This window comes from Mycobacterium barrassiae (assembly GCF_025822765.1).
GTDB lineage: Bacteria > Actinomycetota > Actinomycetes > Mycobacteriales > Mycobacteriaceae > Mycobacterium > Mycobacterium barrassiae.
In genome coordinates this window covers 140,434-165,707 of the sequence record NZ_JACKUK010000035.1, presented here as the reverse complement: position 1 = coordinate 165,707, position 25,274 = coordinate 140,434, and the positions used below count along the sequence as shown (strand labels likewise).

Genomic DNA, 25,274 nt, shown 5'->3' with positions numbered 1-25,274 from the left:
CATCCTCCACGGCTGCCTGCGCCACCGCACCGCATACGACGAGCAGACAGCATGGTCGCACCGCCAAAACATCCCCACCGCAAAGGCCGCTTGACAACTTGCGCACTTGGGATGTCTAACCGGGCGAGATTTGCGCTCACGGTGAGCGAAACCGCGGTCTGGGAAACTGGCTGGGTGACCGTCCGAACCGCAGGGACTCCGAACGCCGCACCGGTGGCGCTGCCGGCGATGGCCCCTGCGCCGGGTCTTCCGTTCGGCGTGTATATCCACGTGCCGTTTTGCGCCACACGCTGCGGCTACTGCGACTTCAACACCTATACCCCCGGCGAGCTGGGCGGCGCCAACCCCGACGGCTGGCTCGAGGCGCTGCGGGCGGAGTTGGCGCTGGCGGCGCGCCACCTGGGCCGCATCCCGGAGATCGACACCGTCTTCGTCGGCGGTGGCACGCCGTCGCTGCTCGGTGGGCAGGGTTTGGCGTCGGTGCTGGACGCGATACGCAGCCACTTCACCCTGGCCGCCGACGCCGAGGTCACCACCGAGGCCAACCCCGAGTCGACGTCGCCGCAGCTCTTCGAGCAGTTGCGCGCGGCCGGCTTCACCCGGGTGTCGCTCGGTATGCAGTCGGTGGCCCCGCACGTCCTGGCGGTGCTCGACCGGGTGCATTCGCCGGGCCGGGCGCTCGACGCGGCGCGTGATGCCCGCGCGGCGGGCTTCGACCACGTCAACCTCGACCTCATCTATGGCACTCCGGGGGAGACCGACGACGATCTGCGGCGTTCGGTGGACGCCGCGATCGAGGCGCAGGTCGACCACGTGTCGGCCTATGCGTTGGTTGTCGAGGACGGCACCGCACTGGCTCGGCGGGTGCGGCGGGGTGAGATCAGCGCCCCCGACAACGACGTGCTCGCGCATCGCTACGAGTTGATCGATGCGCGGCTGTCCGCGGCCGGCCTGGGTTGGTACGAAGTGTCCAACTGGTGCCTGCCCGGCGGGGAGTGCCGACACAACATCGGCTACTGGAACGGCGGCGAATGGTGGGGTGCCGGACCGGGTGCGCACGGTTACGTCGGTACGACGCGGTGGTGGAATGTCAAGCACCCCAACGCTTATGCGCAGGTATTGGCCAACGGTGTACTGCCGGTCGCCGATTTCGAGCGGCTCGACTCCAACGCGCAGCACACCGAGGACGTGATGTTGCGGGTGCGGTTGCGCGACGGGCTGCCGCTGGCAGCCCTCGACGATGCCGAGCTGCGCCGGGCGCAAACCGTGATCGAGGACGGCCTGCTGACGCGTGACGGCGACCGTTTGATCCTCACGGATCCGGGCCGCCTGTTGGCCGACGCGGTGGTCCGCACTCTGCTCGCTTAGCGGGGGTTGATGCACGCAATTCCGACACCTAGTGTGCGGGTAGATGTGCGGGTAGCAGACGTTTGCGATTGACGGTGAACGTTTTTCCGGTGGTCATCCGTTGTATGTGCGACGACGACGGAAAGCGAGGCATACGCGGGTGTATCGGACATGACTGATCCTGATCAAGCCGCGGTACTGCGAGCGATCCACGACGCCCATAGCCAGGATCTGCTGCGCTATGTACTGCGCTTGACCAGGGGTGACATGCCGTTCGCGGAGGACGTTGTGCAGGAGTCGCTGCTGCGGCTCTGGCGAAAGCCGGAGATTCTCGAGCAGCCGAGCGAATCGGCGCGCGCGTGGCTCTTCACCGTTGCCCGCAATCTCGTCATCGACGACAGGCGCAGCGCCCGCTACACCAGGGAACTGCAGAGCGACAACCTGCCGGAGCGGCCCTCCCTCGACGCAATCGGACCCGCGGTCGACAAATGGGTGCTGGCCGACGCGCTCAAGTCGCTGTCGGCAGACCATCGCAACGCCATCGTGCGCGCCTACTACCTCGGCCAGACCGTGGCCGACATCGCCCGGGAGGAACACGTTCCCGAGGGCACCATCAAATCAAGGCTTCACTACGCGCTGCGCGCGTTACGAATTGCGTTGCAGGAAAGGGGGGTTGGTCGTGACTGACGAACGACCCGACGACGACGTCGCCGAATGGGACGCCGCCTACGTGCTCGGTGCACTGAACCTCGAGGATCGGCGCACCTTCGAGAACTATCTCGCCGCCAATCCGGAGCGAACCGCGGAGTTCGACGAGATCGCCGCGATGCCCGACATTCTCAGCGTGCTCAGCCGCGACGAGGCACTGGCGCTGACCGACCTCGGCGACAGCCCCGCCGAGGTACCGCGGGGCGACAACGTCGCGTCGCTGGCCCACGGGGCGGCCGCGCGGCAACGGCGCTCGCGGCGTACCGGGCTGGCCGTGCTCGTCGCGGCCGCGGCGGCATTGGCGATCATCGGCGGTGTCGTCGGAGCAACGGTCTTTCCCCGCACGGCGGGGACGGTGCAGACGGTGGCGATGGCGCCGATGCAGCCGGGAGCGCGCGAGGGCCTGACCGCCGAGCTCGCCGTCACAGAAAAGAAGTGGGGCACCGAACTCCATTGGGCGTGCCAGTACACCAAGGCGTGGTCGCGTGACGTCAAGAGCTACGACATCGTCGTGACGACGAAGGACGGGGCGCAAACGACCGTCGGTTCGTGGCGGCCGGCGGGCGACGAGGCCACCGGGTTGTCGGCGGCCACGAGTATCCCCACCTCGGACATCCGCAGCGTCGACATCCGGGTGTCGGGCACCGACGAGCCGCTGGCGGTCAAGACCCTATAACCCGCCACCGCGAAATTGACTAGCGCGCAAGCACTTCCGAACGTGACGGGTGCCACGCTCGCCGTCGCCGTGTAGCCGCAGCGTAGACCCCAAAAAGTGGGGCGGGTGTGCCAGGATGGCCGCCATGACGCCGGGTTTGTTAGGGAAGCCTATCCAGACTTCTGAGCCTATGGGGCCTTGTTGACATGGCCGCCGCGAACGAACCGATCGCGCTCATCGGCATCGGCTGCCGCCTGGGCGGCGGCATCAGCGACCCCGCCCAGTTCTGGACCTTTCTGACCGAGGGTCGAAGCGACGTCCGCGAAGTTCCTGAGGAGCGCTGGGAGCCGTATCTACGCCGAGACCCGCGTAATGCTGCGGTCCTGAAGGAGACCACCCGCTGGGGCACTTTCCTCGACGACCTTGCCGGCTTCGACGCCGAGTTCTTCGGCGTATCGCCGCGCGAAGCCGAACTGATGGACCCCCAGCAGCGGCTGGCGCTCGAGGTCAGTTGGGAGGCGCTCGAACATGCCGGGGTACCGCCGCGAACGCTCGCGGGTAGTGACACCGCGGTGCTCATGGGCGTCAACTCCGACGACTACGGCAAGTTGATCATGGAGGACCTGCCCGGTATCGAAGCCTGGACCGGGATCGGCACGTCCCTGTGCGGGATCGCCAACCGCGTGTCACATCTCCTCGACCTCCGCGGTCCGAGCGTCGCGCTGGACGCCGCCTGTGCCGCGTCGCTCGTCGCCGTGCACCAGGCGTGCCAGATGCTGCGTGCCGGCGAGACGTCGCTGGCTCTGGCCGGTGGCGTCAGCGCGCTGATCGGACCGGGGCTCACCCGGGTGCTCGACGAGGCCGGGGCGACGGCGCCGGACGGGCGGTGCAAGACGTTCGACGCGGACGCCGACGGCTACGGGCGTGGCGAGGGCGCGGCGGTCGTCGTGCTCAAACGACTTGCCGACGCGGTGCGCGACGGCGACCGGGTGCTCGCTCTCGTGCGTGGGGGCGCGGTCGCGCAAGACGGCCGCACCGTCGGCATCATGTCGCCCAACGGCGAGGCGCAGGCGGACATGTTCGCGCGCGCATGCGAATCGGCGGGCGTGCCACCGCGCAGCGTCGACTTCATCGAGGCGCACGGTACCGGCACGCCGACCGGCGATCCGACCGAGGTGCGGGCGCTGGCCTCCGTCTACGGAGTCGATCGACCAGCCGAAGCGCCGTGCCGGATCGGCTCGGTGAAGCCCAATGTCGGCCACCTCGAGGGTGGGGCGGGCGTGGTCGGCCTCATCAAGGCGGCGCTGGCGCTGCACCACGAGGCCATCCCACCCACCGCCGGACTGAAAACACTTACACCAGCGGTGGATTGGGCCGCCAGCGGTTTGAGTGTGCCCACCACGGTCGAGCCATGGGAACGCGTCGAGGGCGCACCGCGCCGTGCCGCGGTGTGCAGCTACGGCTACGGCGGCACGATCGCCCACATCCTGCTCGAGGAGGCCCCGGCTGCGGAGCCGTCGGCCGTCGACGTAGCGATCGCGAACCCCGTGGTGGTACCGATATCGGCGCGGTCGACCGCCCGGCTGCGTGCACAGGCCCGGGCGCTGGCCGACCACCTGCGCGCCGGTGACCACGGAATCGACCGTGTGGCCGCCGCCGCGTGGACGCGCCGTTCCCACGAACCAACGCGGGCTGCCGTGGTGGCCGACGACATCGACGGCCTCGTGGCCGGACTCGACGCGCTGGCCGACGATGAGGCCGATCCGTCCGTCGTGACCGCCCGGGCCCTTGCCGCGGCACCCGACGGCGCCGTGTGGGTGTTTTCCGGGCACGGATCGCACTGGTCGGGGATGGGACGTCAGCTGCTCGAACGCGAGCCCGCGTTCGCCGCGGTCATCGACGCGATCGATCCGGTGTTCGCTGCCGAGTTGGGGTTCTGCGCACGCGACGCGCTGCGCACCGGGGAACTCGGCGGCACGGACCGGGTGCAGGCGTTGACGTTTGCGATGCAGGTGGGCCTGGCCGCCGTGCTGCGCGAGCGAGGCGTCACACCCGCAGCGGTGATCGGACACTCGGTCGGTGAGGTCGCCGCGTGCGTGACGGCCGGCGTATTCGACCTGACGGTGGGCGCCGCCGTGGCGTGCTATCGCGCCCGTGGCTTCCAGTCGGTGATGGGCGACGGAGCGATGGCTCTGGTGCGGCTGCCGTTCTCCGAGGCGGAACGACGGCTAAGCGGACACGGCGACGTGGTGGCGGCGATCAGCGCTTCACCCGCGTCGACCGTGATATCCGGCACGGTCGACGCCGTCGAGCACGTCTGCAAGATCTGGACCGACGAGGGCGTGATGATCCGACGGGTCAACACCGACGTGGCATTCCACAGTCCGGCGATGGACGCGCTCACCGCCGAACTCGGTCGACTCACCGCTGCGCTGCCGCGCCCGCGACCCGCCGAGACTCCCTTGTACACAACCGCGCTGACCGACCCGCGCTCGACAACGCCGCGCGATCAGAACTACTGGGTGGCCAACCTGCGCGATCGCGTGCGCTTCGCCGAGGCCGTGACGGCGGCCGCCGAGGACGGCCACCGGCTGTTCCTCGAGGTGTCCGCTCATCCGGTCGTCGCGCATTCGATCGTCGAGACGTTGACGCACAACGGGATCGGCGAGCACGCAGTCGTTCCGATGCTTCGCCGCGACCGTGACGAATTGCACGCGGTGGCCACGGCGGTGGGCAACCTGCACTGCAACGGTGCACCCGTCCGGCACGGCATCGACGCATCGGCGCCGTGGGCCGACGCGCTGCCCGTCACACAGTGGCAGCATCGCCGCTTCTGGCGTACGCCGACACCGCCACCGGGTGGCCGCGGCGTGCACGACGTCGACAGTCACACCCTGCTGGGTGGGCGGATGGACGTGACCGGGGCCGTCGCGTCCACGATTTGGCAGACACGGCTCGACATGAGCACTCGGCCATACCCCGGGGACCACCCCGTGCAGAACACGGAGATCGTCCCTGCTGCAGTCATTTTGAACACATTCCTCGGTGCCGTCGCCGATCTGAACACCCGCTCGGACCGGTCCGGCACCGATCTCGTGGACGTCCGGCTGCGCACTCCCGTTGCTCCCAGCAGGGCCCGCGATGTGCAGGTGGTCCTGCAGGACCGCGGTCTGACGCTCTCGACCCGGTTGATGGAGGACGACGACTCCGAGGACGGTGGGTGGCTCACCCACAGCAGCGCCGTGGCCGCGGCCGACGACGACATCGAGGATCTCCTGGGACAGGTGATCGACGAGTCCGCCGTGCGTGAGAGGTGCGCCGAAGTGCTGCCGCCCAACCACGTCGTGGACACGTTGGCGACGCTCGGCGTGGCCGCGATGGGATTCGGTTGGGAGATCCTCGATCTGCGCCGCGGCGAGGGTGAGTTGATCGCCAGGGTCGCCGCCGACCGCGATCGGAGGGAACCCGCGACGTGGGCACCGCTGTTGGATGCCGCGACGTCGGCGGCCTCCACCATCTTCGACGGCCCGCCGCGACTGCGGATGCCCGCGAGGATCGAACGCGTGCAGGTGTACGGACGCCCGTCTGCGGTGGCCGTCCTTCACGTGCGGCGGCGACCAGGAACGACCACGACCGACGTGTTGATCGCGGAGGAATCGGGGGCCGTCCACGCCTCGCTGATCGGGATGTCCTTCGAGGAACTCGAAAACCCGGCGGGAAGCGATCTTTCGCGCATGTTGCACCGCGTCACCTGGCATGTGGTCCCGTGGCGGGACGACGACCGGCCGTCAGCTGTGGTCGTCGTCGGGGGAGATGCCGACACCCGGCACTTCGTGACCCGCGACCTCGTGGCCGCCGATGTGCCGCACGCGGTGTGCGCCGATCCGGACGACATCGCCGCGTCCGACGTGGAGTTGGACCGCGGCGCGGTGGTGTTGGTGCTGCCCCGCAACCGCGATTCGCCGCAGCAGTCGGTGGATGTCGTGATGCGGACGCTGAGACACCTCCTCGACCACGGTGCGAAGGCCCGCATGTGGGTGCTGACCGAACGCGTGCACGAGGGCGAGAATGTGGCCCACGCGCCGCTGTGGGGTCTGGCCAGAGTCGCTGCCGCCGAGCACCCCAAGGTCTTCGGCGGCGTGCTCGACGTCGGCGCGGAACTCCTGCCCGTCGGCGCATTGGCGTCGCTGCACGGCCACCCCGTCGTCGTGTTCCGTGACGGCGTCGCTCAGGTGGCGCGGCTGGCGTTCGCAGGCCGCGGGACCGGTACCCTCATGCAGTGTTCGGCCGGTGGCACCTACCTGATCACCGGCGGCACAGGCGTTCTCGGTCTGCGCATGGCGCAACGGCTCGCCGACATCGGCGCACGACGGTTGGTGTTGCTGTCCCGCACCGGCATGCTCGAACGCGCCGAGTGGCGGGATGCGGGGGACTCCGAGTTGATCCGCACCGTGGCCGCGTTGGAGGAGCGCGGCGTGTCGGTGCACATAATCCCGCTCGACATCGGCGCGCCGGACGCGGCCGACGCGTTACGCGCCGCGCTGCGGTATCTGCCGCCGGTGCGCGGTGTCATCCACGCGGCTGGTGTGGAAGCCGGTGCGCTGCTTGTCAACACGAGCCCTGCCGACTTCGTGGCCGCCATGCACCCGAAGGTAGACGGCACGTTGACGTTGCACGAGGTGTTCCCGCCGGAGCAGTTGGACTGGATGGTGCTGTTCTCGTCGTGTGGCTACCTCGCAGGCTTCCCCGGCCAGGGAGCCTACGCGTGCGCGAACTCGTTCCTCGACGTCATGGCGCGCCATCGCCGGGGCCTCGGCGACCGCACCGTCAGCATCGCGTGGACGGCGTGGCGGGGGCTGGGCATGGGCTCGACGTCAGGCTTCGTCGCGGCGCAGCTGGACGCGCTCGGCATGGGCACCATCGGCGCCGATGAAGCCGTCCGTGCACTGGACCTGGCGATGCGCGACGGCGAATCGAACATCGTTGTGCTGCCGGTTCTTCCGGAGGCCGCAGCGGTGCCGATGCTCGCCGACGTGGCGCCGGTCGAGGACGACGGGTCGGACATGCCGGATGTTTTGTTGGACAGCTTTGTCGGCGACGACGGCGGGCCCGATCCACAGCGCGTCGCTGAGCGGGTGGTGGCCGCGGTGGCCGCCCAGCTCGGACTGCCGGAGGGCGACGTGGACACCGCGCTGCCGTTGGTGGAGATCGGTGTCGACTCGATCATGACCGTCGGGCTGTTGCGCCAACTCGAGAAGCAGACCGGGCTGTCGCTGCCGCCGACGCTGCTGTGGGAGTACCCGACCGCGGCGGCCGTGTCGGAGCGAATCACCGAACTCCTGGCGACGCCGGACGTTTCGCAGGAAGTTCCGGTGCCCTAGTACCGTCAGGACGACACGAGGTGCGCCACGACCTTCTTCTTGTCCACCTTGCCGACGGCCGTCTTGGGCAGCGTCGACATCGGGGCAAGCACGTCGGGCCGTGAGTGTGCCGACACCCCGCGTTCGTCGAGGAACTGATTCAGCTCGCTGAGCGTGATCGCAGGCCCGCTGAAGACGACTGCCGCGCAGATCTTTTCGCCCAGGTACTCGTCGGGCAGGGCGACCGCCGCCGCGGCATAGATCGCCGGATGGGCGAACAGGTGCTCCTCGAGGTCGGACGCAGACACGGTCTCGCCGCCACGATGGATGACATCCTTGATGCGTCCGGTGACCTCGACGTAGCCCGCTCGGGGACCGTCGGCGAAGATCCGCACCCGATCGCCGGTGCGGTAGAAGCCGTCGGGGCTGAACGACCGCGCGTTCGCCTCGTCGGCCCGGTAGTAGCCGTTGAGGGTGTAGGGCCCGCGCACCAGCAACTCACCCTCCTCGCCGGGGGCGACCTCGCGGCCCGCCTCGTCGACGACGCGCATCTCGTCATGCGGCGACATCGGCCGGCCCTGCGTGTTGAGCACGACGTCGACATCGTCGCCAGGGCGGGTGAAATTCAGCATCCCCTCGGCCATTCCGAAGATCTGCTGCAGGCCCGGCGTCAAACCGTCCAGGATGTAGCGCGCCTCCTCGGCGGTCATCCGCGAACCGCCCACCTGGAGCAGGCGAAGCGACGTGGGCAGCACGGGTTCCCACTCGCAGGCCTGCGTCCACACCTTGGCCAGTGCGTTGACGAGCGCGGTCACCGTCACGCGGTGCCGGTCGATCAATGCGAATGCCGACTCGGGGCTGGGATCGGTGGTGAACACCGACGTGGCGCCGACGGTCATCGACCCCAGCAGACCGGGGCAGGCGAGCGGGAAGTTGTGGCCGGCGGGCAAGGCGACGAGGTAGACGTCGTCGCCGGTGAGTCCGCACTCTTTCGCGCACGCGGTCGCGTTGTACACGTAGTCATCGTGGGTGCGCGCGATCAGCTTCGGCAGTCCGGTTGTGCCGCCCGACACCAGAAGCAGCGCGGGCGTACTCGTGTCGACGGCCGCGCGGTCGGGGATGAGGCCGTCGAAATCGGCCAGCTCCGACCACGATTCGAACTCCCCGGGGTCACCATCGACGAACACGTGGGTCAGGCGCGGGTTGTCGGCCATCAACTCGCGGGCCAGTTCGCGGTAGTCGAACCCGGCGACCTGGTCGGCGATGACCACGCCGACCGCACCGCTGACCTCGGCGAAGTGCGACAGCTCGGCATAGCGGTGGCCCGGAAGGCACATCACCGGTACCACGCCCGCGCGTAGGAGGCCGAACAACGCCACGGCGAACTGCGCCGTGTTGGGCAGCTGCAGCAGCACTCGATCACCGGCCGCGATGCCGCGATCCGCCAACGCCGCGGCGATGCGGTCGGCGCGCATGTTCAGTTCGGCGAAGGTGTAGGAGACGTTCGGATCGATTACCGCGGCGCGATCCGGCCAGGCCGCGGCGGCGTCGCCGAGGATGGAATCCAGCGGTCGTCCGGTCCAGTAACCCGCCTCGCGATACTGCTGGGCGCGCGCGGCCGGAAACGGCACGAAGCCCGTGGTGAGATCGCTCTGCTGAGGCTCTAAACCAGTGCTCATGGTGTGCCATGACCCCTCGACGTAGGTGTGTTCGGTGCCTCGAATATAAGGTAGCCTCGCCGAATTAGTTAGGGCAGCCTTTACTAATTTGGAGGACAGTGTGGGTGTTGCGGGCGGGGCAGACAACAGCGGTGGTCGTTCACTCGACACCGTCCGCGCGGAGGTCGCAGAGCTGCTCGGCGTGACGCCCGACGAGGTCGACTCCGACGCCGACCTGATCGCGTCCGGCCTCGATTCGATCCGCATGATGTCGCTGTCCGGGCGGTGGCGAAAGCAGGGAATCGACGTCAACTTCGCCGCCTTGGCGGAGACCCCGACGGTGGCCGCGTGGTCGGCGCTGGTGGCCGGACGCTCGGGGGCCGACGAATCGGCGGAGGCCGAAGACCGGTCCGGTGTGGATGCACATGTGGATGCACGTAAGGATTCAGGTGACGCCTTCCCGCTGACGCCGATGCAGCACGCGATGTGGCTGGGCCGCAACGACGATCAGCAGCTCGGCGGCGTCGCTGCCCACCTGTACGTCGAGTTCGACGGCACCGGCGTCGATCCGGACCGTCTGCGCGAGGCGGCGGCGAAACTCGTTGCGCGGCACCCGATGTTGCGTGTGGAGATTCTGCCGGACGGCACCCAGCGGATCGGCGATCGCGACCTCCCGGTCACCGTCTATGACCTGCGTGAACTCGACCTGAAAGCGGCCGAGCAGCGGCTGGAAGACCTGCGCCACCAGAAATCGCATCAAATGCTCGACGGCGATGTGCTCGAGCTGAGTCTGTCGCTGCTGCCGGAGGGGCGGACGCGGTTACACGTCGACATGGACATGGATGCCGCCGACGCGGTGAGCTACCGCAACTTCATGGCCGACCTCGCGGTGTTCTACCGCGGTGGTGAACTGCCCGAACTGGGCTACACCTATCGCCAGTACCGCAGCTCGCTCACCGCCGCCGATCCCGGACCCTCCGACGAGGACAGGAAGTGGTGGGCCGACCGCATCCCCGAGTTGCCCGAATCGCCTGCGCTGCCGCTGGTTCCGCTGGCCGAGCAGGCCGACCCCCGACGCAGCATCCGACTCTGGCATGTCTTCGACGTGGCGACGCGCGACGCGCTGTTCGCGGCCGCGCACCGGCGCGGGTTCACGCCGGCGATGGCCGTGGCCGCGTCGTACTCGAATGCGTTGGCGCGGTGGTCCAGCGGATCCCGGTTCCTGCTCAACCTGCCGATGTTCGGCCGGGAGCCTTTCCATCCCGATGTCGACAAGCTGGTCGGCTGCTTCACCTCGTCGCTGATGCTCGACATCGACCTGACGCAGACCAGGAGCCCCGCGGATCGGACCCGTGCGGTGCAGCAGACATTGCACGACGCCGCCCGTCATTCGAGTTACTCCGGCCTGTCCGTGCTGCGCGACCTTGGCCGCCACCGCGGCACCCAGACGCTCGCCCCGATCGTGTACACCAGTGCGCTCGGACTCGGCGACCTGTTCGCCGGTGAGGTCACCGACGCGTTCGGTGCGCCGGTGTGGACCATTTCCCAAGGCCCGCAGGTACTCATCGACGCGCAGGCGACACCCCTGGCCACCGGTCTGATGATCAACTGGGACGTCCGCATCGACGCGTTCCGGCCAGGAGTTCCCGAAGCGATGTTCGCCTATCACGTGGCGGAACTGGCGCGGCTGGCCGCCGACGACGCGGCGTGGGACGCTTCCGATCCGCCCGCGGTGCCCGAGAGCCAACGCGTGGTGCGCGACGCGGTGAACGGCGTGACGGCGCCGCCCAGTGGGGAGGCGCTCCACGACGGGTTCTTCCGCAATTCGCTGGCGACACCCGATGCGCCCGCCGTGTTCAGTGAGGACGGCGACCTGACCTATGCAGAGTTGCGCACGCGGGCCCTCGCCATTGCGGAAACGTTACGCCGCAACGGAGTTCAGTCCGGCGATCTGGTCGCGCTCGTCGGCCCCAAGTGCGCCGAGCAGATCCCCGCGATGCTCGGCATCCTCGCCGCCGGCGCCGCCTATCTCCCGATCGGCACCGACCAGCCCGCCGACCGGACTGCCAGGATCCTCGAGTCCAGCGGCGTCGCTGCCGTGCTGCTCTGCGGCGACGGCCGCACCGAAGCGACCGCACCGGTCCTCACCGTCGCTGCGGCGATGCAGGCTCACGTCGACACCGAAACCACCCCGGTCGATCCCGGAGATCTGGCCTACGTGTTGTTCACGTCGGGGTCGACCGGCGAGCCGAAGGGTGTCGAGCTGACTCACGACGCGGTGATGAACACCGTCGAGTTCCTCAGTCGCCGTTTCGATCTCGGAGAGACGGATCGCACGCTGGCGTTGTCGACGCTGGAATGCGACCACTCGGTGGTCGACATTTTCGGGATTCTGCGCGCCGGCGGAGCGGTCGTCGTGGTCGACGAACAGTACCGGCGCGATCCCGACAAGTGGGCCGAGCTCGTCGAACGTCACTCCGTCACCATGCTGAATTTCATGCCCGGCTGGATGGAGATGCTGCTCCCTGTCGGCGGCCCGCGGTTGTCCGGGCTTCGCGTGGTGCTGCTCGGCGGTGATTGGGTGCGCCCCGAACTCATCCGCGGTCTGCGCAAGTGCGCACCCGGCGTGCGCGCCCACGGTCTCGGCGGCGCAACCGAACTTGCGATCCATGCGGCCATCTGCGACGTAGCGGATCCGGAGCCGGAGTGGACCGCGGTGCCGTACGGCACGCCGCTGCCCAACAATGTCTGTCGCGTGGTCGCCGCCGACGGCTCCGACTGCCCGGACTGGGTGCCGGGCGAACTGTGGGTGTCGGGGCGGGGCATCGCGCGCGGCTACCGCGGCCGGCCGGACCTGACCGCCGAGAAGTTCGTTGAGTACGACAGCCGAACGTGGTATCGGACAGGCGATCTCGTCCGTTACCGACCGGACGGCACCCTCGACTTCGTCGGTCGCATCGACCACCGCGTCAAGATCAGCAACTACCGAGTCGAACTCGGCGACGTCGAGTCGGCGCTCAAGCGGGTGCCGCACGTCGACGGGGCGGTCGCCGCGGTCCTTCCCGGAGAGCCGGACCTGCTTGCGGCACTTGTCAGCACCGATGATCCGAATCTCGATCCGCAGTCGGTCGCCGCCGCGCTGACCCAACTGGTGCCCGAGCACATGATCCCCAAGATCATCGTCGTGGCCGGCCGGATCCCCTACACGGTCAACGGCAAGCTCGATCGCAAAGCCGTTGCGCGGGAGCTCGCACAAGCCGAACCGCCGGCCGCGAACGCCTATCGAGCTCCGTCGACGCCGCTGGAATCCGCGCTGGTCGGCATTGTCGCCGAGATACTCGACGTCGCGACCGAGACGGTCGGGGTCGATGACGACTTCTTCTCTCTCGGTGGCGATTCCGTGTTGGCGACCCAGGTGATCGCCCGGGTCCGGGACTGGCTCGATACACCGACCGCTAAGGTCGCCGACATGTTCGCGGCGCGATGCGTGTCGAAGTTGGCTGATCGACTCGTCGAACGCGAACAGGACGCCGACCGGCTCACGATGGTCGCCGAGGTGTACCTGGAGGTCGCCGGGATGGAGAGCGCCGAGGTGCTGTCCGAACTGGCGAGCGGCTAGCTCACCGCGGCACCGAGCCGGCGCCACTGCTCGTGGGGGAACTCCCGCGGGTCTGCGGTGAGCACCTGGACGCAGACGTGGTCGGCCCCGGCCTGCAGGTGTTCGTTCACCCGGTTCAGCACGGTCTCTTCATCACCCCATGCGATCAGCGCGTCGAACAGCCGGTCGCTGACCGAATCGAGCTCCTCTTGGGTGAAGCCCGAGCGCAACAGGTTGTTGGCATAGTTCGGCAGCGCCAGATAGGAGCGCAACCAGTTGGTCCCGACCGCGCGGGCCTCCTCGCGGTCGTTCGTCAGGAAGACGGTCTGCTCCGGCAGCAGCAGCGGTCCCTCGCCGAGGTGCTCACGCGCGTAGCGGGTGTGATCGGGCGTGACGAGGTAGGGGTGCGCGCCCCGGGACCGCGTCGCGGCGAGTTCGAGCATCTTCGGTCCGAGCGCCGCGAGCACGCGATTGGCGACGGGCACGGGATTCTCGGTCGCATCGATGGCATCCAGGTAGGCCCGCGTCGCGGCGAGCGGTTTCCGATACAGGCCGGGCTCCTTGGAATCGATGAGCGGCGCATGGCTCACCCCGATCCCCAACAGGAAGCGCTCTCCGTGCTCAGCGGTCAGCGCGGCGTACTTCTCCGCCACATCCGACGGTTCGTGCATCCACAGATTCAGAATCCCGGTGGCGATGACCACCTGCTTGGTCGACGACAGGAGGTGGGCCACTGAATCGAGCACGGGACCGCCGACGTCGGGGATCCACAGGGCGGTGAATCCGAGTTCCTCCAATTCCGCGGCGGCCTCGGCGGCCTGCCCGGGATCGCCGTAGCGCAACTGCGAACTCCATACACCGATGCCTGCTAGATCCATGTATCGATCCTTTCCCGGGGAACTATCGGCTCACGCTACCGGCGCTGAAAATCGGCCCGCCCGGGGGCACATGTAGGGGTCATCGAAAGACCCATTTAGGGTAACCTCACCTACTTAGGGCAGCCTGCACTAATTCACGCTCGGGGAATTTTGGCGTGCAGGCCCAGCTGCGAGACACCACCGGGGCTGAGCATCGCCGGTCTCATTCCCGGAAACGATCAGAGAGATCAGAAGAGAGTGAAACACGCGTGACTGACATCGCAGAGGAGCTTGGTGAGCACCGGCTGGAGCTGATCCGCCGCAGATTGGCCGAACGGGGATTGAAGTCGGTCAGCCCCGTGCCACAGAGCACCCGCAGCGGCGGGATGTCCGATGGTCAACGCCGCATGTGGTTCGTTCAGATGGCCGATCCCACCGGCGCGATGCTCAACGTCTGCCTGTCGTACCGCATCACCGGAGCACTTGATGTGGCGAGGCTGCGGGACGCCGTCAACGCCGTGTCGGCGCGCCATGAACTGCTGCGCACCACCTACGCGGCCGACTCCGACGGTGAACCGCAGCCGACTGTGCACCCCGACCTCCCACCCGGCTGGTCCGTCCACGACCTGTCCGATCTGGCCGACACACCTCAGCGGTTGCGCCTGGAAGTGTTGGCGCAGCGAGAGTTCAGCGCGCACTTCGACCTCAGTGCCGATGCCCCGCTGCGCTTGACCCTCGTCCGCACCGGGCCCGGCGAGTACGTCATGTTGCTGGTCGCACACCACATCGCATGGGACGACGGCTGCTGGCAAGTGTTCTTCGCCGACCTCACCCGGGCCTACAACGGTGAACACCTCGGCCCGTCCCTTTCGGTCCCGTCCCATGCGGACAGCGCGACCCCTGAGGACCTCGACTACTGGCGCACGGTGATGGCCGATCCGCCGGAGCCCCTCGAGCTTCCGGGGCCCAATGGCTCCGCCATACCGACGAATTGGCGTTCGGCGCGCACCACGTTGCAGTTGCCCGAGGCGACGGTCGCCCGGGTTGCTGCGTTGGCCAAGGAGTCCGGCGCAACCCCGTACATGGTGCTGCTCGCTGCGTTCGGCGTCCTGATTCACCGCTACACGCACTCCGACGACTTCCTCGTCGCCGCGCCGGTGCTCAATCGCAGCGCGGAACTCGAGAACGTCATCGGGTACTACGGCAACACCGTCGCGCTGCGTCTTCGTCCGCAGCGCCGCCAGACGTTCCGTGAGGTGCTCGCCGATGCGCGCGACACCGCGGTAGGCGCGTTCGCACATCAGCACGTCAACATCGACCGCGTGGTCCGTGAGCTCAACCCCGACCGCCGGCACGGCGCGGAGCGGATGACCCGGGTGACCTTCGGTGCGCGGGGAGCCGACGGTGCGGGCTTCAACCCTGCCGGCATCACGTGCAGCCGAGCCGACCTACGCGCCCAGTTCACCCAGCTGCCACTGGGATTCATGGTCGAATTCGACGACACCGGCGTCGTCGTGGAGGCCGAATACCTCGTCGAGTTGCTCAATGCCGCGCTCGTGCGGCAGATGGTCGAGCACTACGCGGTGCTGTTGGACAGCGCGCTGGCTGATCCAGACCAGCCCATCAGCGAGCTCGGCCTGATGACCCCTGCCGACATCGACTGGCTGCGCCGGGTATCGGCAGGCGAGGAATTCGTCACTGAAGCACAGACATTGGCCACTCTGGTGGAATCGCAGGTCGCCCGCACGCCCGACGCGGTGGCCGTCGTCTACGAAGGCCGTCACTACACCTACCGCGAGATCAACGAGGCGGCGAACCGGTTCGCGCACTGGTTGATCGCGAAGGGCATCGGCACCGAGGACCGTATCGCGGTGCTGCTCGATCGGTCACCCGAACTGGTGATCACCGCTCTCGGTGTGATCAAGGCGGGCGCCGTCTACCTGCCGGTCGACCCGACCTATCCGGAGGACCGGCTCAGCTTCATCCTCTCCGACTCGGACCCGAAACTGGTGCTGCGCGAGGCCGTTACCGAACTCGACGGCCTCCGGGAGGACAACCCCACCGACGCCGACCGGGTCAGGCCGTTGAGCCCGGAGAGCACCGCCTACCTGATCTACACGTCGGGTTCGACCGGGCTGCCCAAGGGTGTGCCGGTGCCGCACCGACCCGTCGCCGAGTACTTCGTCTGGTTCAAGGGCGACTACCAGATCGACGAGAACGAACGACTGCTGCAGGTGGCGTCGCCGAGCTTCGACGTCTCCATGGGGGAGATCTTCGGCATGCTGGGATGCGGTGGGCGCCTGGTCATCCCGCGCCCGGACGGCCTGCGCGACATCGGATATCTCACCGACCTCCTGCACAACGAGGGCATCACCTCGATGCACTTCGTCCCCTCGCTGCTGGGCCTGTTCCTCTCGTTGCCGGGTGTGAATCAGTGGCGGACATTGCAGCGCGTGCCGATCGGCGGCGAGGCGCTGCCGGGTGAACTCGCCGATAAGTTCCACGCCACGTTCGACGCGCTGCTGCACAACTTCTACGGACCGACCGAGACAGTGATCAACGCCAGCCGGTACAAGGTCGAGGGCAAGCAGGGCACACGGATCGTCCCGATCGGTACACCGAAGATCAACACCCAGATCCATCTGCTCGACGATGCGCTGCAGCCGGTTCCCGTCGGGGTCATCGGCGAGATCTACATCGGCGGAACGCATGTCGCGCAGGGCTATCACCGCAGACCGACGCTCACCGCCGAGAGGTTCGTCGCCGACCCCTTCACCTCCGGCGGCCGGCTCTACCGGTCCGGCGATCTCGCCCGCCGCGATGCCGCCGGTGACATCGAGTTCGTCGGACGCGCCGACGAACAGGTCAAGATCCGCGGTTTCCGGATCGAACTCGGTGAGGTCGCCGCCGCGATCTCCGTCGACCCGAGTGTGGGGCAGGCGGTCGTCGTCGTCAGCGATCTGCCGAACCTCGGCAAGAGCCTGGTGGGCTATCTGACGCCGGCCGACGACGTCGAGGACGTCGACGTCGAACGCATCCGAGCCCGGGTCGCCGCTGCGCTGCCGGAGTACATGACGCCCGCGGCGTACGTCGTGCTCGACGAGATCCCGATCACCGCGCACGGCAAGATCGACCGCACCGCGCTGCCGGAACCCGATATCGGCTCCGGTGTCGAGTACCGCGAGCCCGCCGAGGGCACGCAGCGACGCATCGCCGATCTGTTCGCCGAACTGCTCGGGCGCGACCGGGTAGGTGCTGACGACTCCTTCTTCGATCTCGGCGGACACTCTCTGCTGGCCACCAAACTGGTTGCGGCGGTGCGGGACCAGTTCAACGTCGACGTCGGCGTCCGCGAGGTCTTCGAGCTCGGCACGGTGAAGGCACTGGCCGAACGGATCGATGCGGCTTCGGCCGTCGAATCCCGGCGGCCGCGGCTCGTCGCCATCCCTCGCGGCGGTCCGCTGCAGATGTCGGCGTCACAGCTGCGCATGTGGTTCCAATACCGCGTGGACGGGCCGAATCCGGTGAACAACATCCCGTTCGCGGCCCGGCTCACCGGGCCGTGCGACACCGAAGCGTTCGTGCAGGCGATGCGCGATGTCGTCGCCCGTCACGAGGTGTTGCGAACCACCTACCGCGAAATCGACGGCGTGCCATACCAAATCGTCGACGAGGACCACGAGGTCGCCGTGCGGCGGGCCCACGGCGGTGACGACGCCTGGCTGCAGACCGAACTCGACATGGAACGGCGGCACGTATTCGAGCTCGAACGAAACCTGCCGATCCGTGCGGCCGTGCTGTCGACGCCCGACGCGCACGTGGTCTCGTTGGTCGTCCATCACATCGCCGCGGACCACTGGTCGGCGATGGTGCTGTTCAACGACCTGCTGACGGCGTACCGCGCGCGCCGGTCCGGTGAGGCACCGAAGTTCGCACCGATGCCGGTGCAGTATGCGGACTACGCGGCCTGGCAGGCCACGCTGCTGGCCGACGCCGAAGGACCCATCGCGGCGCAGCGCGAGTACTGGCGCCGACAGCTTGCGGGACTGCGCGAGGGTGTCGGGCTGACACCGGATTTCGCTCGTCCGGCCACGCTGAGCGGCGAGGGCGACGCCGTCGAGTTCACGATCGACGCCGCCACCCGTGTGAAGTTCGCCGAGCTGAGCCAGGAACTCGGTGTCACCGAATTCATGCTGCTTCAATCGGCGGTCGCCGTCGCTTTGCACAAGGCCGGCGAGGGCACCGACATCCCGCTGGGCACCCCGGTGGCCGGACGCACCGAGGCGGCGCTCGATCAGTTGGTCGGCTTCTTCATCAACATCGTGGTGCTGCGCAACGACCTGAGCGGCAACCCGTCGTTGCGGGACGTGCTGAAGGCGGCCCGCGACACCGCGCTGGAGGCGTACGCGAACCAGGACCTGCCCTTCGACCACGTCGTCGACGCGGTGCGGCCCGCGCGGTCGTTGTCGCGCAATCCGCTCTTCAACGTCGTTGTGCACGTTCGGGAAGCCTTGCCCGCAGGGCAACTGGTGGACTCCGGCGCCGACGGCGACACGATGTTCACCGCGCTCGAGCCGCCGTTCGACGTCGCGCACGCCGACCTGTCGGTCAACTTCTTCGCCGTCGACGACGGGTACCGCTGCCATGTCATCTATCGCACCGACCTGTACCGGCGGTCCACGGCCGAACGCTACGTGCGGTGGCTGGGTCGGGTGCTGACGGCGTTCGCCGACGATCCCGACCAGAGGCTGCGCGACGTCCTGATCGCCGACCGCGAGGAGCGGCGTCGGGTGTACGCGTTCAGCACCGGGGCCGGTCTCAGCGTGCTCGACCATTGGCGAGATGCCGTCGCAGTGGGCGTGATCGGTGACGTATATGACCACACAGAGCACGTAGACGCGGACCAGGTCACCAGGCTCACGCCCACCGGTGAGCGAGGCCGCTGGACCGCGGAGGGTCAGCTCGAGATCATCGAGGCCGAGGCCGAGGCCGAGGCCGTGCTCGCTGCTCCCGCAGACCGCGTCGGTCCGGCCGAACCTGTCCGCACCGAGACTGAACGCATACTCGCCGAGATGCTCGCGGAGGCGCTCGAGGTGCCCGAGATCGGGCGCAACGACAACTTCTTCAGCCTCGGCGGCGACAGCATCATGGCGGTGCAGTTGGCCGCACGGGCGCGTGACGCGGGCATTCCGCTGACGGCGCGAATGGTGTTCGAACATCCGGCGATTCACGACCTGGCCGCGACCGTCGACAACGCCGAGGCCGGCCCCTCGATCGGTGACACCCACCACGAACCGATGGCGGCGTCGGGGTTGTCGGATGACGAACTCGCCTCGGTGACGGCCTTGTTCTCGGCATCGCAACACGGAGAGCCGTGACCGCAACCGAAACGAAGGTGGCCATCGAGGACGTGATGGCCCTGAGCCCGCTACAGCAGGGGCTGTACTCACTGTCGAAGCTGAACAGTGGGGATGATGGGGCCGAGGACCCCTACGTCATCGCGCTGTCCGCCGACATCGTCGGGGAGTTCGACCAGGCACTGCTGCGCGACTGTGCCGCAGCGCTGCTGGCACGCCACCCCAACTTGCGGGCCAGCTTCCTCCACGGCGAACTGAGTCGGCCCGTCCAGGTGGTCCCCACCCGGGTCGACGTGCCGTGGCGCACGATCACCGCGACCGCTGACGAGGTGGAAGCTCTCGATGCCGACGAACGGCGCCGCCCATTCGATCTGGAACGCGGACCCGCGATCCGTTTCCTGATCATCGAAGTACCCCAATCGCATTGGCGCTTCGTGATCGTCGCCCACCACATCCTCCTCGACGGGTGGTCATTGCCGCTGTTCATGGGTGAGCTGATCACGCTGTACCGTGCAGGCGGCGACGTCGGCGTGCTGCCACCGCCACCGCGGCCCTACCGCGACTACATCGGATGGCTGGCAGCACGAGACCAAGACCTCAGCCGGCAGCTGTGGCGCGACCACCTCCGCGGCCTCGACGGTCCGACGCTGGTGACGCCATCGCTGACCGCCGGTGAGCCGCCGACCGGTTCGCCGCGGCGCACCGAGCTGAAACTCGACCGGCAGACCACCGTGCAGTTGGCCGAAGCTGCACGATCACGGGGCGTCACCGTCAACACGCTGGTCCAAATGAGCTGGGCCATGCTGCTTTCGGCGTTCACCGACCGCAGCGACGTCGTATTCGGCGTCACGGTGTCCGGCAGGCCCAGCGAACTCACGGGCGTCGAAACCATGATCGGCCTGTTCATCAACACCGTTCCGCTGCGGGTGCGGCTGGACCCCGTCATGGGAGTGGGTACGCAATGCGTTGCGCTGCAACGCGAAGCGGCGAAACTGCGCGACCACAGCTACCTGGCCCACTCCGAACTCCGCGCGCTCGGCGGTGTCGGCGAGCTCTACGACAGCCTGTTGGTCTACGAGAACTTCCCGCCCGGCGAACTTGTCGGAGGCGGCGAATTCACCGCCAACGGCGCCACATTCCGACCGGCGTCGCTGGAGAGCCTGTCGCACTTTCCGGTGACGATCGCCGCCCACATGGTTGACGATCAGCTCACGGTGCTCGTCGAGGTCGTCGATGGTGCGTTGGGCACGATGAGTCCAGAATCGCTGGGCGACCGCCTGCTGACCACCGTCCAGCGGCTGATTGCCCAGTGGGACAGCGCGCTACGCAACGTCAGCATTCTGCTCGACGGTGAGGCGACCGTCGCCGAGGAACCGCTCGGTGCGCCAACCCATGCGGGTGTGCACACCAAGTTCACCGAGACCGCTTACACCAGGCTCGGCTCTCCGGCGCTCAGCTGGACCGACGGCATTTTGACCTACCGCGAACTCGACGAGGCCGCCGACCGCCTCGCGGCCGTGTTGGTGACGCGTGGTGTGCAGCGCGAGGATCCGGTGGCGATCAACCTGTCCCGCGGTCCGCAGTACGTGATTGCCATGCTGGGCGTGCTCAAGGCGGGCGGGGTGATCGTTCCGCTCGACCCGGCCATGCCGTCCGAGCGGGTCGCAGACATCCTCAGCCAATGCCGGCCTGCGGTCGTCGTCGACGACGCGCTGGTCGCGGAGGTGCCCGCCGAGCATCCCGACTTCCAACCCGTCGCCGCGCGGCCCGGTCAGGCGGCCTACATGGTGTTCACCTCGGGTACGACGGGCCGGCCCAAGGGTGTCATCGGAACCCACCAGGCATTGCTCGCCTACGCCGAGGACCACGCGCAGCATGTGCTGCGACCCGCGGCGGCCCGGCTGAGCCATCCGTTGCGGGTGGCGCACGCCTGGTCGTTCACATTCGACGCCGCGTGGCAGCCACTGGTCGCGTTGCTCGACGGCCACTCGGTGCACATCGTCGACGCCGACGTCCAACGCGACGCCGAGGCGCTGGTCGAGACCATCGCGCGCTACGGCATCGACATGATCGACACCACACCGTCGATGCTCGCTCAGTTGTACGCCGTCGGCCTGCTGACCACGGTGCCCCTCGGCGTGCTCGCGCTCGGCGGTGAGGCGATCGGCATACCCGCGTGGAACCAGATCCGTGACGAATGCGCACGCACCGGCATGTCGGCCTACAACTGTTACGGCCCAACCGAAACCACGGTCGAGGCCGTCGTCGCGGCGATCGCCGACCACGAGAAGCCGACCATCGGGCGGCCCACCGCGGGCACCCGCGCGTACGTGCTCGATTCATGGCTGCGGCTCGTCCCTGCGGGCGTGTCCGGCGAGCTCTACCTGGCGGGTCACCAGTTGACGCGCGGATATCTCGGGCGGCCCGGTGAGACAGCGGGCCGGTTCGTCGCAGACCCATATGCGTCCGGCGAGCGGATGTACCGGACCGGCGACGTGGTGCGCCGCCAGCCCGACGGGACACTGCAGTTCCTGGGCCGGTCCGACGCGCAGGTCAAGATTCGCGGCTTCCGCGTCGAGCCCGCGGAGATCGCGGCGGTGCTGCACAGCCATCCGGCGGTGCAGCACGCCCACGTCGCGGTGCGCCAGGGGATTCGCGGCGGACAGCGGCTGATGGCATACGTGGCCGCCGACCCGGCACCCGATGTGGCGGAACTGCGGGCGATGCTGTCGAAGCGGTTGCCGCGCTACATGGTTCCGCAGAACATCGTGACCGTCGACCAGATGCCGCTGACGTCGCACGGCAAGATCGACGACGCCGCACTGGCCGCGATCTCCGTCGACGACGGCCCGTCGGCCGCACCGGAGACCGAAACCGAGTCGGCGCTCGTTGCGGTGCTGGCCGAACTGCTCGACGGCGTCGAGATCGACGTCACCGCGGAATTCCTTCAACTCGGCCTCGACAGCATCGTCGCGCTGTCGGTGGTGCAGGCCGCCCGCAGGCGCGGTATTCCGTTGCGGGCGCGACTGATGCTCGAATGCGCGACCATCCGCGAGCTCGCTGCGGCCATCGACAGCGAGGCCGTCACCGTCGCCCGCCAGGACGAGGGGGAGAGCGGCCCGATCCCTGTGCTGCCCAACGCGCACTGGCTTTACGAACACGGCAGGCCGCGGCGGCTGGCGCAGACAGAGGCGGTCCGGCTACCCGACGGGATCACCCGGGCTGATCTGGACCGCATGCTGCAGGCCGTCGTTGACGGACACGAAGCGCTGCGCAGCCGCCTGGACATCGACACGATGACGCTCGTCGAGCACCAGCCGGGAAATCTCCTGACCGAGGTCTGGGTCGACGGCGACATGGCGGCCGCGGTTGCCGAACAGTCGCGGCGGTCAGTGGAAAGTCTTGACCCACAGCAGGGTTCGATGCTTTCCGCGGTGTGGTTGCAGGAGCCCGACGCGCCCGGCGTGCTGCTGCTCACCGCACACGTGCTGGCACTGGATCCGGCGTCGTGGCGGATCGTGTTCGGCGAGCTGGACGCGGGATGGCACACCATCAAATCGGGACGGGACCCGGTGCCCACCCGCGAGCACACCAGCTATCGGCAATGGTCGCGGATGCTCGGCGAACGGGCCGCCACCCTCGACACGTGTGACTTCTGGGAAGACCAGCTCCGCGGCGACGACCCGACGATCGGGGCCCGCCGGGTGCGGCCGCAGACCGATCGGATCGGCGATGTCGTCGTCACCACTGTGCTGGCTGATGCCGACGTGTCGCGACGGCTGCTGAACGCGTCGGAGCCGATTCAGCACCTGCTGGCCGATGCGGCCGCTCGAACCGTCACCCGGTGGCGGCGCCGCCGCGGACAGGACTTGGCGCCACCGCTTCTCGCGCTGGAGACCCACGGCCGCGCCGACGACATCGTCGAAGACGCCGACACCTCCGACACCGTCGGGCTGCTCACCGCGATCTACCCGCTGCGCATTCCCACGCGCGCGGCGATCGATGCGATGCCGAGCGACGGTATCGACTACGGGCTGCTGCGCTATCTGCGTAGGGATACCGCCCAGCGGCTGAAGGCGTATGCCGAACCGCAGATTCTGCTGAACTTCCTGGGCAGGATCCACGTCGCGGTCGGCGGCGAGTTGAAACCCGACCGCGAGCTGCTGGCGCAGGTGTCCCCGCTGCCCGAACCCGAACTCGCGGTGCGCCACGAGTTGACCATCTTGGCGGCGGTGCTCGGCGAAGGGGACAACCAGGTACTAGGCACGCAGTGGCGCACGCTGCCGGACATCCTCTCCGCCCACGACGTCGCGACGCTGCAGTCGATGTGGCAGGACTCGCTACGAGAGGTTGCACCATGAGACCCACCCTTGCCGTTGTCGGAGCCGGAGCGAAGGCCGTCGCCGTCGCTGCCAAGGCGGCCGAACTCCACGACATGGGCGTCGATGTGCCCAAAGTCGTTGCGGTGGAACGCACCGGCGTCGCGGCCAACTGGCAGGCCGAGGGCGGCTGGACCGACGGTCAGCACCGGCTGGGCACCAGCCCCGAGAAAGACGTCGGCTTCCCGTATCGCTCGTCGTCCCCTGCCCTGCGGGCGGGGGCCCAGGCGCCGGGCCGCAATGCCGAACTCGATGAACGCATGACCCGGCACAGTTGGCAGTCCTATCTGATCGCCACCGGCCAGTTCGCAGAATGGGTGGACCGCGGCAGACCCGCACCCCCTCACCGCAAGTGGAGCCAGTACCTGCGCTGGGTCGCGGGCAACTGCGAGATGAACGTCATCTCCGGCGAGGTCACCGGGATCTCCGTGGACGGCACAGCCGAGACGTCGCGATGGGCGCTGCACACACCCGACCAGGTGGTGCTCGCCGACGGCGTGATGATCACCGGTCCCGGCCAGCCCGAGCGGTCGATACTGCCCGGCAACCCGCGGGTGCTGTCGATCGCGCAGTTCTGGCACCGGGCCGCGCGCAACGACCTCACCGCCGAGCGCGTTGCCGTGATCGGGGGCGGTGAGACCGCCGCGTCTATGCTCAATGAGCTTTTCCGGCACCGGGTTTCGACGATCACCGTCATTTCGCCCCAGGTGACACTGTTCACCCGAGGCGAGGGGTTCTTCGAGAACACACTGTTCTCCGACCCCACCGGCTGGACCGCTCTCACGCTCGAGGAGCGGCGCGATGCGCTGTTCCGCACGGACCGCGGGGTGTTCTCCGCCCGGGTGCAGGATGCGCTGCTGTCCGACGACCGGATCCGCCACCTTCGGGGTCGCGTCGCGCACGCGGTGCCTCGAGATGGCCGAATCCGCTTGACGCTGAGCACGAATCAATACGGTGAGAACCTCGAGACCGTACATGGTTTCGACATGGTGATCGACGGGTCGGGTGCCGACTCCCTGTGGTTCGTACCTCTGCTACGACAGGACGCGCTGGACCTGCTCGAGCTGAGCCTCGGGGGTCCACTCACCGGTGACTCACTGCAGGAGTCCATCGGCGACGACCTGGCGATCACCGGTCTCACACCGAAACTGTTCCTGCCCGGCCTGTCCGGACTGACGCAGGGACCGGGTTTTCCCAACCTGTCCTGCCTCGGGTTGCTGTCCGACCGGGTGCTCGGTGCCGACTTCAGCGCGACAGGAGAGCGTGTCCGTACAGATGTGGCCAGGGTCGGCTGACCTCGACGGTCCTAGGGTCGAGATTGCATCCAGGGCTGTGTTGATCTCGACAGCCCTGAG

Annotated in this window: 10 protein-coding genes; 8 read left to right on the top strand and 2 right to left on the bottom strand. The window is 68.2% G+C overall.

Going from position 1 to position 25,274, the window contains the following annotated elements; all coding sequences use genetic code 11:
• Window positions 1-228: 228 nt before the first annotated feature.
• The 4 genes from hemW (at window position 229) to H7J93_RS23990 (ending at window position 8,091) form a co-directional block, all read left to right on the top strand.
• On the top strand, window positions 229-1,368 hold the full coding sequence (hemW, locus tag H7J93_RS24005; RefSeq protein ID WP_267308795.1) for a radical SAM family heme chaperone HemW: 1,140 nt from the start codon (window positions 229-231) through the stop codon (window positions 1,366-1,368).
• A gap of 150 nt (window positions 1,369-1,518) precedes the next feature.
• The gene (locus H7J93_RS24000) at window positions 1,519-2,034 is read left to right on the top strand and encodes a sigma-70 family RNA polymerase sigma factor (protein WP_267308785.1); all 516 of its coding nucleotides are present in this window, start codon (window positions 1,519-1,521) and stop codon (window positions 2,032-2,034) included.
• Window positions 2,027-2,731: an anti-sigma factor gene (locus H7J93_RS23995; protein ID WP_267308784.1), complete on the top strand. Its 705-nt coding sequence runs from the start codon at window positions 2,027-2,029 to the stop codon at window positions 2,729-2,731. The genes H7J93_RS24000 and H7J93_RS23995 overlap by 8 nt, the downstream gene beginning before the upstream one ends.
• Window positions 2,732-2,916: 185 nt before the next feature.
• Complete coding sequence (locus tag H7J93_RS23990) at window positions 2,917-8,091, top strand: type I polyketide synthase (RefSeq protein WP_267308783.1); 5,175 nt, start codon at window positions 2,917-2,919, stop codon at window positions 8,089-8,091.
• Window positions 8,092-8,096: 5 nt separating this feature from the next.
• On the opposite strand, the gene H7J93_RS23985 is transcribed toward H7J93_RS23990, so the two are convergent.
• Window positions 8,097-9,749, bottom strand: a complete 1,653-nt coding sequence (locus tag H7J93_RS23985; RefSeq protein ID WP_267308782.1) for a (2,3-dihydroxybenzoyl)adenylate synthase — start codon at window positions 9,747-9,749, stop codon at window positions 8,097-8,099.
• Window positions 9,750-9,849: 100 nt separating this feature from the next.
• Here H7J93_RS23985 and H7J93_RS23980 point away from each other — a divergent pair, with 100 nt between their 5' ends.
• The gene (locus tag H7J93_RS23980; RefSeq protein WP_267308794.1) at window positions 9,850-13,347 is read left to right on the top strand and encodes a non-ribosomal peptide synthetase; all 3,498 of its coding nucleotides are present in this window, start codon (window positions 9,850-9,852) and stop codon (window positions 13,345-13,347) included.
• Here the strand turns inward: H7J93_RS23980 and H7J93_RS23975 are convergent.
• Window positions 13,344-14,204 carry an LLM class F420-dependent oxidoreductase gene (locus H7J93_RS23975; RefSeq protein ID WP_267308781.1) on the bottom strand — a complete coding sequence of 287 codons (861 nt, stop codon included), beginning with the start codon at window positions 14,202-14,204 and terminating at the stop codon, window positions 13,344-13,346. The two genes, H7J93_RS23980 and H7J93_RS23975, sit on opposite strands and share 4 nt — an antisense overlap.
• 248 nt (window positions 14,205-14,452) lie before the next feature.
• Here H7J93_RS23975 and H7J93_RS23970 point away from each other — a divergent pair, with 248 nt between their 5' ends.
• The 3 genes from H7J93_RS23970 to mbtG are packed head-to-tail and all read left to right on the top strand — an operon-like array spanning window position 14,453 to window position 25,214.
• Window positions 14,453-19,561 (top strand): non-ribosomal peptide synthetase, encoded by a 5,109-nt coding sequence (locus H7J93_RS23970; RefSeq protein ID WP_267308780.1) that lies wholly within the window; start codon window positions 14,453-14,455, stop codon window positions 19,559-19,561.
• A complete protein-coding gene (locus H7J93_RS23965; protein ID WP_267308779.1) occupies window positions 19,558-23,901 on the top strand; it encodes a non-ribosomal peptide synthetase in 4,344 nt (1,447 codons plus the stop codon). Before H7J93_RS23970 ends, H7J93_RS23965 begins: the two co-directional genes overlap by 4 nt.
• Complete coding sequence (gene mbtG / locus H7J93_RS23960; protein WP_267308778.1) at window positions 23,898-25,214, top strand: NADPH-dependent L-lysine N(6)-monooxygenase MbtG; 1,317 nt, start codon at window positions 23,898-23,900, stop codon at window positions 25,212-25,214. The genes H7J93_RS23965 and mbtG overlap by 4 nt, the downstream gene beginning before the upstream one ends.
• Window positions 25,215-25,274 lie beyond the last annotated feature (60 nt).